We start from the raw sequence: 13,004 nt of genomic DNA on the forward strand, positions 1-13,004 counted from the left end.
CTACTTCTGTTTACTGCTCGTCGGACGCAGGTGCATCCGATTCTTGTGTTGCCGTGTCCTGACCAGCGCTGTCCACCACTCCGACCATCGCGGTCCGCAGAACGCGTTCGCCGAGCTTGTAGCCCGGACGCATCAACGTCCCGACGACGGGACTGCTGCCGTCGCCCTCGTGGGAGACGGCCTCGTGAATGGCCGGGTCGAAGGCGTCGCCCTCGGCTCCGAAGGTGGTCAGGCCGATGTTCGAGAACACCCCTGCCAACTTGTCTGCCACTGCCTTGAGCGGTCCGGTTTCGAGATCACCGTGCTGGCGAGCTCGCTCGAGGTCGTCGAGAACCGGGAGAAGCTGCGAGACGACGGACGCCTTCGCGTTCTCCGCTCCGGTCTGCTTCTCTCGGTCGGTGCGACGCCGGTAGTTGGCGTACTCCGCCGACACGCGCTGCAGATCTGCGGTGAGTTCGGCGACCTGCGTGTCACGCGGGTCTTCGACTACGTCTCCGTCGAAGGTCCCTTCGTCCACCGAGTCGGGCTGGGGCGCAGCCCCGGTGCCCACGAGGGGCTCCGGAACTGCGTCACCTTCCCGTACTTCACCGGTCTCGGGATCGATCTTTCGCTTGTCCACGAAAGTGACCGGTTCTTGCTCGGTGTTCTCCGACGTCACTTCTTGTCCGTGTCGTCGGCGGGCTCGTCGACAACCTCTGCGTCGACAACACCGTCGTCAGCGGCCTGCGCGCCACCCTCTGCGCCGCCCTGCTCCTTGGCCTGAGCCTCGTAGATGGCGGTGCCGAGAGCCTGCGACTCGGTCGAGAGCTTCTCCACGGCGGTCTTGACTGCCGAGATGTCGCTGCCCGCGAGAGCCGTCTTGGCGTCGGCGATGGCGGTTTCGACGCGTCCCTTGAGCTCGGCGTCGACCTTGTCCTCGTTGTCCTTGACGAACTTCTCCGTCTGGTGGACGAGGGACTCGGCCTGGTTGCGAACCTCGGCCTCTTCGCGACGAGCCTTGTCCTCGTCTGCGTGAGCTTCCGCGTCGGCGACCATGCGGTCGATCTCTTCCTTGGACAAGCCGGAGCCGTCCTGGATCTTGATCGTGTTTTCCTTGCCGGTGCCCTTGTCCTTGGCCGTGACGTGCACGATGCCGTTGGCGTCGATGTCGAAGGTGACCTCGATCTGCGGGACGCCGCGAGGAGCCGGGGGCAGCTCGGTCAGCTCGAACGAGCCGAGGAGCTTGTTGTGCGATGCGATCTCGCGCTCACCCTGGAAGACCTGGATCTGCACCGAGGGCTGATTGTCGTCAGCGGTGGTGAAGGTCTCGGAACGCTTCGTCGGGATGGTGGTGTTGCGCTCGATGAGCTTGGTCATGACGCCACCCTTGGTTTCGATACCGAGGGACAGCGGCGTGACGTCGAGGAGCAGAACGTCCTTGACCTCACCCTTGAGCACACCGGCCTGCAGTGCAGCACCGACGGCCACGACCTCGTCCGGGTTGACGCCCTTGTTGGGCTCGCGTCCACCGGACAGTTCCTTGACCAGCTCGGAGACGGCGGGCATACGCGTCGAACCACCGACGAGCACAACGTGGTCGATGTCCTTGACGGCGATGCCGGAGTCCTTGACCACTGCCTGGAACGGCGCACGGGTGCGGTCGAGCAGGTCGGAGGTGATCTTCTGGAACTCCGAGCGGCTGAGCTGCTCGTCGAGGAAGAGCGGGTTCTTGTCGCCGTCGACCGTGATGTACGGGAGGTTGATCGAGGTGCTCTGCCCGGAGGACAGTTCGATCTTCGCCTTCTCGGCGGCCTCACGCAGACGCTGCAGCGCCATCTTGTCCTTGGTCAGATCGATGCCGTTCTGAGCCTTGAACTTGTCGACGAGCCAGGTCACGATGCGCTCGTCCCAGTCGTCGCCACCGAGGTGGTTGTCGCCGGACGTCGCGCGAACCTCGACGACGCCGTCGCCGATTTCCAGCAGCGAGACGTCGAACGTGCCGCCACCGAGGTCGAACACGAGAATGGTCTGCTCGCTGTCGCCCTTGTCCAGGCCGTATGCGAGAGCTGCCGCGGTGGGCTCGTTGACGATGCGCAGGACGTTGAGGCCGGCGATCTGGCCGGCTTCCTTCGTGGCCTGACGCTGTGCGTCCTCGAAGTACGCGGGAACGGTGATGACCGCGTCGGTGATTTCCTCACCCAGGTAGGCCTCGGCGTCGCGCTTGAGCTTCTGCAGCGTGCGCGCGGAGATCTCCTGAGGGGTGTACTTCTTGCCGTCGATCTCCACGGTCCAGTCCGTGCCGACGTGGCGCTTCACGGAACGAATCGTGCGATCGACGTTGGTGACCGCCTGGTTCTTCGCGGGCTGGCCGACCAGCACTTCACCGTTCTTGGCGAAAGCGACGATCGACGGGGTGGTGCGTGATCCCTCGGAGTTGGCGACGACAACCGGTTCGCCGCCCTCGAGGACGGACACGACCGAGTTGGTGGTCCCGAGGTCGATACCGACCGCACGAGCCATAATGTTTCCTCCTGTTGTTGCGTGGATTCAGTCCCTGGGTGAGCGAACTCCGCTCAAGTTTGCACAACGCGATCTATCGCGTCAACTTCCAACTTGAGCCTCATCCACTCAAGGCTGCTGACCTGCACAACGGAGGGTGTGGCGAATTTGTTCCCCAAGGGAGCGGCTGCGCCGCATGTGCGCGGAAACTCGACCCCTGCTACGAGGTTCTGCGCACATGGGGCGAAGCCCCTCCACAGCAGTACGCCGCGACGATCAGCGGGGATCGTCGCGGCGCAGCGGGGAGAAAGTAGGGCGGACGGAATTACTCGGCAGGCTCCTCGGCCGGCGCGGGGATGCAGCTGTGGCTGAGCAGTCCGGCCGTGATGTTGTTCATGAAGTCGGCGTCGAGAGCGCTCGCGAAGGCCGCGGCACCGGCGGGACGAGCGACCCACTCACGATCGACCGACGGCACGGTGTACGTCGCCGACTCGCCTGCCTTGATGGTCGTCTCGGTGTTCTGACCCTGGACGCCCGGCAGTGCGCCGTAGTTGACGTTGACGTTCGAGGCGTCGTCCGCGCCGACGTTGTCGACCTTCACCTGCAATGCCACGACGCCACCCTCGGGGGCGTCCTTCACCGTGGTGTCGCAGACCGCGGACATGGCGACCACCAGGTCGGGGCTTTCGAGCACGACCGAGCCGAGCGGACCCACCGGCTCTTCCGGTTCGGCCGAGGCCATGGGCACGAGGACGACCGCACCGATGCCGGCGGCCAGGGCGGCCGTCGAGGCCAGGATCGATGTGCGGGCAAGACGTCGCATGGACAACTCCTGTAGCTGAGGGGATGTGACCCGTGAGTCTGATGTGACTGGAGGGGCAGTTGGTACTTGACTCACTATGGCCTATCGGAATCAGACATTCCACACCAGGCGGTCTCGATTCGATGACGTTCGCATATCGAAGGAAACGCCCCCGCCGAATGACATTCGTGTAGTTCGGCGTAGGTTTCACCGGTCGACCGGCAAGGTTTCGCCCGTCGAGGATCAGGGGAACCACAACCCTGCGGATCGGCCGCGCCCTACGTAGGGTTGAAGAAAAGCGAGGCTACGGAGGCACATGGATCCCGAAGTGCAGCACGAACCGAGCGAGATCACCTACGACGAGAAGTTCTACCCGGCTCGGCCGAAACCACTTCGCCCCTCGGTGCGCCGCGCCAATCGAAGCAACAGTCCCACTCCCGACAGCGAACCGGTTGCGTCGAACCCGGAGTACGTGGACTGGCTCACCGAACAGTCGATGCTGCGGGACGCCAAGCTGATTGCCGAGCAGCTCTCGGGCAAGGGCAGCATGTGGCAGAACCCGTATGCCGATCCCGATCCTCGCGCCGCCGTCGAGCGCGCACCGGTGTGGTTCACCGCTTACCCCATCTCGGTGATCAACGCTCCGCAGACGAGCTTTCTGAGCACCCTCGGCGACGAGAAGCTGTGGCAGGCATTCTCCGAAATCGGTGTCACCGCAGTGCATACCGGCCCCGTCAAGGTGGCAGGCGGCATTCACGGCTGGCGGCCGACCCCCTCGGTCGACGGCCACTTCGACCGCATCGGCATGCAGATCGACCCCGCATTCGGATCGGAAGAAGAGTTCCGACGCCTGTGCGTGGTGGCCTCGGCATACGACGGCATCGTCATCGACGACATCGTGCCCGGACACACCGGCAAGGGTGCGGACTTCCGCCTTGCCGAGATGGCCGTGGCCGATTACCCCGGCATCTATCACATGGTGGAGATCGAACCACAGGACTGGCACCTGCTGCCCCGAGTGCGCGCCGGAGCCGATTCGCAGAACATCGACGCGGAGGCCGAGGCAAATCTCGCTCGCGCCGGCTACATCATCGGCCAGCTGCAGCGAGTGATCTTCTACGAGCTCGGCGTGAAGGAAACCAACTGGAGCGCAACACCTCCCGTCGTCGGCATCGACGGCGTCGAGCGTCGTTGGGTGTACCTGCACTACTTCAAGGCCGGTCAGCCGTCGATCAACTGGCTCGACCCCTCGTTCGCCGGCATGCGACTGGTGATCGGCGACGCCTGCCACTCCATCGCAGACCTCGGCGCAGGCGCACTGCGCTTGGACGCCAACGGTTTTCTCGGTGTCGAGCGTCGAGCAGAAGGCCCGGGCTGGTCCGAGGGCCATCCCCTGTCCGAGGCCGCCAACCACCTGATCGCCAGCGTGGTGCGCAAGATGGGCGGGTTCACCTTCCAGGAGTTGAACCTCACGATCGACGACATCAAGGCCATGGGCACCAACGGTGCCGACCTGTCGTACGACTTCATCAACCGCCCCGCCTATCAGCATGCGCTGGTCATGGGGAACACCGAATTCCTCAGGCTCACCATGACTTTGGCGCGTGATCATGGAGTCGACACGGCATCTTTGGTGCATGCGCTGCAGAATCACGACGAGATGACGTTCGAGCTCATCCACTTCGCCACCCTGCATGCGGAGGACGAGTTCTCCTACGGCGGCGAGACGGTCAAGGGCTGCGACCTGGGCGATCGCATTCGCGGCGAACTGACCGATCGGCTCACCGGACGCTGGGCACCGTACAACCGGACGTTCACCACCAACGGAATCGCCTGCACCACAGCAAGTGTCATCACCGCATCGCTCGGTATTCGCGACCTCGACCGAATGGACGAGGCAGACATCGAGACGGTCAAGCGTGCCCACCTGCTGTTGGCGATGTACAACGCGTGGCAGCCGGGCGTGTTCGCCCTGTCGGGCTGGGATCTGCTGGGCATCCTGCCCATCGATGCCGCCGAGGTCGACGATCTCATTCGGGAAGGCGACACCCGGTGGATCAACCGCGGCGCTCACGATCTGATGGGATACTTCCCTGAGGCCGTGCGCTCGGAGTCCGGCATTCCGCGCGGACGCAGCCTCTACGGCTCGCTCCCCGAGCAGCTGGCCGACCCTCAGTCGTTCGCCCGCCAACTGGCGCGAATCATCGAGCTGCGCAAGCGGTTCGGTATCGCCACCGCCCAGCAGATCGACATTCCTACGGTCTCGCACAAGGGCCTGCTCGTGATGGTGCACGAACTCAGCCAGGGGACCATCCAGGCCACTGTGCTCAACTTCTCGTCCGAGGAGATCAGCGCAACCATTCAGTCCAAGCACCTGGTGCCCGGCACGTGCGCCATCGACGTGTACGACGACAACGAGATCGCAACCGTGGACGAGCTGAACAGCTTCCCGATGACACTGCGTCCGTACGAGGGCGTGGCGGTGGTGCTGCGCTGAGCGGAATCTCGCTCAGCTAGGGGGCGTCGGTCGGCGCGCCGAGGTTCTCGATCAAGTTCAACTGGGTCCCGTCCGGATCCACGAGAAACCCGACGCGTTGCCCCCAATGCTGAAGCCGCACAGGAGCTAGTCGAGGGCTACCGGACGGCCTCTCCACGACACCCGCAGCCTTGATCTTGCGATACAGCTCATCGACATCGTCCACACGGATACTGCACATGAACGAGCTGTCTTCGGGCTCGAGATCAGGAAACCGGAAGAACTCCAACCGAAGTGCGCCACGGCCGATAATCAGCCAACCATCGTCTCGGTAAGCCAGCTCGAACCCGAAACTGCCGTAGAACGCGAGCGTGTCATCGAAGTCGCGAGATGGCAGGTTCGGTACGGCATGGTCGGTCACGGCAGCCAAGCCTACGACCTCTCGGTCTACTTCGCAGCGGCCTTGCCGGTGCCTGTGCAGTTCCCCCGATAGACTGCTGCATCGTGGCCGAAGAACCGAACGATCCGACAGCGCACAGGCCCCGGCCTGCGCGTCCGCAACCGCCGCGGCCGGATGTAGTCGTCGAGCCTCTTCGGCCACGGCAGGAGCCCACTCACTCGGTTCTTCCGAAGATTGCGACCGGACTGTGGGTAGCGACGCTCGCAATCATCCTGCTGTTGGCGGCGGTCATCGCACTCAATTGGGAGTCCGTGCTGTCCGGTGTGGAAAATGCAGTCTCGCAGCAGGACTCGACGGCGAGTGCGGCCGACGTTCGCAACACCGCCTCGGCCACGCTGTTGTCCAGTGGTGCTGCATCGGCAGTACTCGTATTGCTCGGATTCGTCGCGCTGAACCTGCTGCGCGGCGCGGCGACGTCGTCCAAGGTCCTGATGGGCGCAGTCGGGATCTTGACCATCGGTGCGGCCATCACGTTCTCGACCTTCGTCTCCGACGCCCCCGCGCTGCTCGGCGGTGTTCTGCAGTGGGGACCGTTCGTCGTCGCAGCAGCGGCAGCCGCTGCCACCGTTGTCGCGCTACTCCCCCGGCGGTCCTCAGCCCGAAAAGACACGGGCCGATAAGACTCAGCCCATAAGATTCAGGCCAGTGAGGCGAGTATTCCCTCGGCGCTGCGCGCGGCGAGGGCGCACGAGCCAGAGGTGAACTGATCCAGCAGCGGGTGCTCGGACAACCCCCGCCACTTGTGTACTGCCGCCAACGCGACCTCGCGTTGCTGGGCGCGACCGGCATCGGCCGGCAGATTCAGGCGTTCGGTGGCGGAGATGCCGAACCCGCCGATGACGCGCTGCAGGTCCAGCAGGGCACCCTCCGGGAGTTTCGGTGTGGTGGAACGCAATCGGCCGAGCAGACGCAGTTCGGCAAAGCCGTGCACGTCCGCCAGCATCCGCCCGGCTTCGGTACGCAGGGCGTGCGATTCCGGTCGAAACTCCAGAATTCGTTGCAGCGCAACGAGAGCCGAATGCAGTTTCAGTTGGTCGGCCCGCTGACCGAACTGCACGTCGATCACCGAGCGCAGTTCGCTCAAGCCACTGCGTTCGACCAGATCGGCTGCAAGCGTCGGCGAATCGCGCACCCCCAACCGAATGAGAGTGACCGCCATCCGAATTCCGAACAAACCGAAGCGGTCGACGATGCTGGCCCGCAGCGCCGCGTCGACGGGGAGCGTGCTCTCGGGTCGCACGAAGCGATCGGCCGAGAGCATCGCCAACTGCAGATCCTCTGTCGGTACCGTCGCCAATGTCTCGAACGCAGCGAACTCGTTCTGCCGCAACGTTTCCGCGCCGAGTGCGAGCAGACCCGCAACCGGGACCACCGCCTGGCACAAACCGGTGGCCTCCAGCTCGGACGCGAACCTCGCGGCCACCTCCTTGGCCGACATCATCGCGTCCATCCGGCCCGAGCCGACCTCGTCGGCCCGCGAGACCACCCCGATCACGCCGAGGGGCCCGGAATCACCGCCCACGTGCGCGCCGATCTGCCCGAGAAACGACACGTCCGACGCGTTGAGCGTGCGCAGCAGGTAGACGACGGCGTCGGCTCCCGACGACGAGTTCTCGGGAGTGAGCATCGCGAGCGTGCGTGCCGAGACATCGCGCGAGAGCGACGACGTGCCGGGGGTGTCGATGATCGTCGTCTGCGCCAACGTGCTGGCGGGCCATTCGACGTCGAGGCGATCGACCTGCGCGGCCGTCAACGACCCCAGATCGAAGGTCAATCGGCCATCCCGTCGCTGCACCGGAACGTTCGCGGCCCGATCACCGTCGTACCAGGCCGTGACGGCGGGAGTGACGCCGTTGCGATACCACGTGACGACCTTGGTGCATTCGGTGGCGTCGGTCGGAGCAATGTCCTGCCCCACAAGCGAATTCAGCAGTGTCGATTTGCCGGCCTTGAGCGATCCCGCCAACGCCACCCGCAGCGGCTCGTCCAGGCGGTACAGACATTCGTCGAGCATCCACGAGGCTTCGGCGTCCCCCGCGTACGTCGATCGTGCAGCCGAGATCAGATCACGTGCCCGGTTCAGAGCCGTCACGCTCATACCGCGGTTTCCTTGACGAGAGCGATTGCCCGAGAGTTCAAATCGGCTGCCACTCGCAGGTCCTGCTCCAGCTGAGCAATGCGGGCGGCGCGGTCCGTGTTGTCGGCCGCGGCAGCTTCCTGCGCCGAGCGCAGGGACTCGTTCAGCGACCGCAGAGTCTGTTCGGCGATCGAGGTGAAGTGATCGCGCAGCACCCGCTGGATCTGCCGCAGCCGGTCCTTCGACTCCTTGCCGACCTGAAAGCTGACGTCGTCGGTGAAGCGGCGGATCGCCATCTTGGCCTCGGAACGACGTGCCTTGACGCGGTTTTCCTTGTCCTCCTTGTATGCCTTGGTGCCCAGCAGAACACCCGCGCCGATCGAGATCGGGTTGAGCAGACTCAACCCGACGAATGTGGTGATCAGACCGAACATGAGGACACCGCCGTAGGAGCCACGCATTCCCACGAGAACCTTCTGCGTGATACCGACACGACCGGATTCCAGCTCGGCCAACGACGAGACGGGTTCGAGAACGTTGTCCAGATCGCCGAGATCGAGATCCGGCAGCGCCGCAGCCCCGGAGGACGCGAAGTGCTCGGCCACCAACTCCGAGAGCCACAGTGCCCGCTCGTGCGCCCACACGAAGTTGTCGCCCACCGACGCGGCAATCTGCTCTTCGAGCCATTCGCCCAGTTGCGGCCAGTCCTTGCCCGGATCCCCCTCGTCGACGGTCTCTTCCGCCTCCCGGGTGACGCGGCGCAACCGGTCGCGTAGATCGTGATCGATATCGGACGCCAGATCGGCAATGCCGTCACCGAGCGTCTGCTGCCATTGGGACGAGCGCTTGTGCAGTTCTTCGGCAGCGGATTTGGCGCGCTGCAGACCGGCGACGGCCGCGGCCGCCCGCTCCGGATCCTTCAGCGCCGCAAGCTCACTGCCGAACGACAGAGACAGGTGCTCGGTGACCGAGCGAACGTCGAGTGAAACCGACGCGCGAGCCAGCACATCCGCGCGGGCCACCACGTCGTCGCGCAGAAACGCGTAGAGCTGCTGAAAACCGGACTCGGCGTTGAGCTCCTCGTCGTTCAAACGCAGTGCGTGAGAGCGCAACAGAGACGACACCGGGAGCATCTGCACCTCGAGGCCGCCGCGATCGAGGTGCCCACGATTGGCCTCGACGATCTGCCGCCAGTGCGGATACAGATCGATCTTGGTGATCAGTACGGCCACGGCCGGGCAGAGCCCTTGCACCTGCCGGAGAAAGGACAGTTCGGGCTCGGTGAATTCGCGGGAGGCGTCGGACACGACGAGCACTGCGTCGGCGGACGGAATGAGTCCCAATGTTCCTGCAGCGTGCGGATTTCCGTGCCCACCGACACCCGGTGTATCGACCAGCACCAGACCGTCGGCGAGCAGCGGACTCGGCACTCCGATGTCCAGCCGCAACACTTCACGACCCTGAGCTCGGGGACTCGCCGGGGTGACGGTCGTGACCTCGTCGGCCGGCACGTCGACGCGGATGGGCTCACTACCCGGATCTGCGAGAACCAGCTGCGCGGAGAAGCTCTCGGCGTTGGACACCACCGTCGGGATGGCCGTGGTCTCGTCGTCGCCGACCGAGCACACCGTCAGATTGAGCAGCGAATTCACGAACTGACTCTTGCCCTGCTTGAGCGGTCCGACCACGATGATGCGTCGGCGTGGATCCAGGACTCTCGACCGCGCCGCCTCGACCCGATCCACCAGGTCGGATCTTCCCGCCGATGTCGCCACCGCCGCGGTGCGATTCAACAGCTCGGCCAGCTCCGTTGTGTGCCCGTCCATACTCTCGCTTCACAACCCGTTCTCGTCGACGTCCCCACCAGAACTCTAGCGACGACACGGCCCCGAGTGTGACGAACACACTCGGGGCCGAGCACTGGTGTCGCTGACCGAATCAGGGGTGCAGCGGATCGATGTCGTGATCGACCGTCACTGCGTGGCCGAGAGAATCGGCTGCCGAGTCCACCGAGCCGTGCAGGCTGCCGTCGCTGAACAGACTCGAATCGCTCTCGGCCTGTCCGAAGACGTTGGAGTCGACACTCGACCAGCCCGTGCCGGACGCGGTTGCGCCGCCGTCGAAGGAGCTGGAGTGCTCGAACGATCCCGACGCTGCACCGTTCGCGGCCGAGGAAAGGCTGCCGCCTGCACTCGCCAGTCCCTCCGCACCGGATTCCAGACCACCGGTGACGCTGCCCGCTGCCTGGCCACCGATGTCGGCAGCGGAATCAAACCCGCCGCCCACGGACGCCGCAGCGTCGGCACCAGCATCCAAACCCGTACCAACTCCCCCACCCACGGTGGAGGCGATGCCTCCACCGAGCGACGCACCGGCGTCGAGTCCGCCGCCGACGTTCGAGGCGATCTCGCCGCCCACCGAGGTTCCCGCGTCGACCACTCCGCCTGCCGCACCTTCGAGGCCGCCTGCGACGGATCCTGCCGTATTCGCAGCTCCTTCGAGGCCTGCGCCTGCGGATGCTGCCGCATCGATTCCGGTGCTGATGCCACCGGTCACAGCTCCTTCGAGTCCGGCTCCGGCCTGAGCCGCGGCGTCGACGCTGCCGGAAACTCCGCCGGCAACCCCGCCTGCGAGACCGCCACCGAGGCTGCCGAGTCCGGCGAGGCCACCCGACAAGCCGGCTCCCGCGTCGCCCAAACCGGCAAGTCCGCCGGTCAGGCCCGCACCGGCATTCCCGACGGCTGCGAGCCCACCGGTGACATCCGCACCCACGTTTCCGACGGCTCCGAGGCCGCCGGCCACATCTGCGCCGACCTGGCCGAGTCCGGCCAGTCCGCCGGTCAGGCCCGCGCCTACGCCGCCGAGTCCGGCGAGCCCGCCGGTCAGGCCGGCACCCACGCCGCCCACTCCGGCCAGACCGCCCGACAGATCTGCGCCGACTCCGCCCACTCCGGCGAGTGCTGCGTCGACGGTTCCTGTGAGATCGGCTCCGGCGGCTACTGCTGTGTCGATCGCTCCGGACAGTCCTGCGCTCAGGTCGGCTCCGGCACCGAGTACGGCTCCGAGGTCGAGGGCTGCGCCGGTGTCGAGCACTGTGTCGAGTGCGGTGCCGAGCTGGGCTCCGGCGGTGCCGCCGACGCCGAATGCGGCTCCGAGGAGGCCCTCGAGGTTCCCGGCAACTCCACCGGCACCGGCGACTCCACCGGCCAGGCCACCTGCAAGTCCGCCGGCGATGTCGCCGCCGATGCCGGCACCTGCGCCGAGGACTCCCTCCACTGCGGTGTCGAGGGCAGCGGTCAGGCCGCCGATCGCGCTGGTGTCGAGGTCCAGTGCCGTTCCGAGTGCGCCGCCGACGACCGCGCCGACGCTGCCGCCCGCAGCCAGCAGGGCGTCGACGTCCAGGTCTGCGAGCGCACCGGCGTCGAGGACGGCTCCGAGTGCGGTTCCGATGGATCCCGCGATGGCACCGTCGGCTGCGAACAGCCCACCGAGGCTGGCGCCGACGCCACCCGCGATGTCGCCGACCAGTGCGCCACCGGCACCGAGTGCTCCGTCCAGGGCTGCACCGACATCGGTCGTCAGATCTGCACCGATGGTGCCGAGGCCTGCCAGTGCGCCGCCGATGCCCGCGGTCAGAGCGGCACCGAGGTCACCTGCGATGTCGAGGCCGGCTCCGGCACCGAGGACGGCGTCGAAGACGCCACCGAGCGCCGTGCCGAGCTCGGCTCCGACGGTTCCGCCGACTCCGAAGATCGCGCCGAGCGCGCCGCTCAGTCCACCCTGGATGTCGGCCAGTGCGCCGAGGTCGACGGCACCGGTCGCGCCGAGGGCGGCGTCGAGGGCGGCCTGCAGTTGTGCAGTGATGTCGCCGCCGATCGCTCCCCCGATGCCCGCGCCTGCTCCGAGAAGACCGGTCAACGCAGCGCCGAGTCCGACGGTTCCGCCGAGCAGGCCGTCGAGGTCCAGATCCAGACCTCCACCGACACCGCCGCCGATTCCGCCACCGATGCCTGCACCTGCGCCGATCAAGGCGTCGAGGGCACCACCGAATGCAGCGCCGAGCTCCACGCCGATCTGGCCACCGACCGCCAGCGCGGCGGCGAGGGCTGCCTGCAGAGACGCGGCGATCTCACCCGTCACGTCGATTCCGCCGGTCAGGCTGCCGCCTGCAGCCAGTCCGCCGCCGGCGACTGCGCCTGCAGCCAGTCCGAGTCCGGCCGACAATCCGCCGCCGAGGCTCGCGCCTCCGGCGAGTGCGCCCTCGAGGCCTGCCGATCCGCCTGCACCCAAGATGGCCGACAGCTGGCTGCCCGCTCCTGCGAACAGACCCGACTCGGCGACCAGGGGTGCCACGGCGACGATGTCTGCGTGGGTCACGTCGCCGAGGCCGGCAGCGGCCAGCGTCGTCTCGGGGTTGGCGCAGTAGGCCGCTGCGGCCTGGTCGTCGCGCAGCAGGCTGAGGATGAAATCGAGTACGGCGTTGGTAGCCATCTGGGTCTCCTTGACGAGTGGTGCTTCGTGGTTGATCACAAAGCTATGCATCGGAGAGCCCCCGCCCAACGGGGCCGATCCCCCTACTACCCCGGGGGTCGCCAGGGGGCTGTCGTTAGGGGATCTGGGCGCTTTAGGGGATTTCACTCGTTTCGCGCTCTAACCTGCTGTGAGACGTAACGAACAACGAACCCAGTCCGACAGTGCGAGTGACGGCAGT

The 13,004-nt window shown here is 66.1% G+C and carries 9 protein-coding genes; 2 read left to right on the top strand and 7 right to left on the bottom strand.

Going from position 1 to position 13,004, the window contains the following annotated elements; translation table 11 throughout:
* Positions 1-10: 10 nt before the first annotated feature.
* From grpE to BH93_RS23285, 3 genes are all read right to left on the bottom strand, one after another.
* Positions 11-658 (bottom strand): nucleotide exchange factor GrpE, encoded by a 648-nt coding sequence (grpE, locus tag BH93_RS23275; RefSeq protein ID WP_037172845.1) that lies wholly within the window; start codon positions 656-658, stop codon positions 11-13.
* Entirely contained in the window at positions 655-2,499 is a 1,845-nt protein-coding gene (gene dnaK, locus BH93_RS23280; RefSeq protein WP_032376212.1) for a molecular chaperone DnaK, read from the bottom strand. The genes grpE and dnaK overlap by 4 nt, the downstream gene beginning before the upstream one ends.
* 304 nt (positions 2,500-2,803) lie before the next feature.
* Positions 2,804-3,301, bottom strand: a complete 498-nt coding sequence (locus BH93_RS23285; protein WP_032376211.1) for a Pro-kumamolisin, activation domain family protein — start codon at positions 3,299-3,301, stop codon at positions 2,804-2,806.
* 295 nt (positions 3,302-3,596) lie between these two features.
* Between BH93_RS23285 and treS the strand changes: the two genes are divergently transcribed.
* Positions 3,597-5,777 (top strand): maltose alpha-D-glucosyltransferase, encoded by a 2,181-nt coding sequence (treS, locus tag BH93_RS23290; protein WP_037172846.1) that lies wholly within the window; start codon positions 3,597-3,599, stop codon positions 5,775-5,777.
* Between the two features lie 16 nt (positions 5,778-5,793).
* Here the strand turns inward: treS and BH93_RS23295 are convergent, their stop codons facing one another.
* Entirely contained in the window at positions 5,794-6,177 is a 384-nt protein-coding gene (locus tag BH93_RS23295) for a bleomycin resistance protein (RefSeq protein ID WP_037172847.1), read from the bottom strand.
* A gap of 83 nt (positions 6,178-6,260) precedes the next feature.
* Here BH93_RS23295 and BH93_RS23300 point away from each other — a divergent pair, with 83 nt between their 5' ends.
* Entirely contained in the window at positions 6,261-6,836 is a 576-nt protein-coding gene (locus BH93_RS23300; protein ID WP_037172848.1) for a hypothetical protein, read from the top strand.
* A gap of 17 nt (positions 6,837-6,853) precedes the next feature.
* On the opposite strand, the gene BH93_RS23305 is transcribed toward BH93_RS23300, so the two are convergent.
* From BH93_RS23305 to BH93_RS28160, 3 genes are all read right to left on the bottom strand, one after another.
* Entirely contained in the window at positions 6,854-8,314 is a 1,461-nt protein-coding gene (locus BH93_RS23305) for a dynamin family protein (protein ID WP_037172849.1), read from the bottom strand.
* On the bottom strand, positions 8,311-10,119 hold the full coding sequence (locus BH93_RS23310; RefSeq protein ID WP_037172850.1) for a dynamin family protein: 1,809 nt from the start codon (positions 10,117-10,119) through the stop codon (positions 8,311-8,313). Before BH93_RS23310 ends, BH93_RS23305 begins: the two co-directional genes overlap by 4 nt.
* Positions 10,120-10,231: 112 nt before the next feature.
* Positions 10,232-12,784 (bottom strand): IniB N-terminal domain-containing protein, encoded by a 2,553-nt coding sequence (locus BH93_RS28160; protein WP_037173386.1) that lies wholly within the window; start codon positions 12,782-12,784, stop codon positions 10,232-10,234.
* Positions 12,785-13,004: the final 220 nt, after the last annotated feature.

Source organism: Rhodococcoides fascians A25f (assembly GCF_000760935.2).
In the GTDB taxonomy this organism is placed as follows: Bacteria; Actinomycetota; Actinomycetes; order Mycobacteriales; family Mycobacteriaceae; genus Rhodococcoides.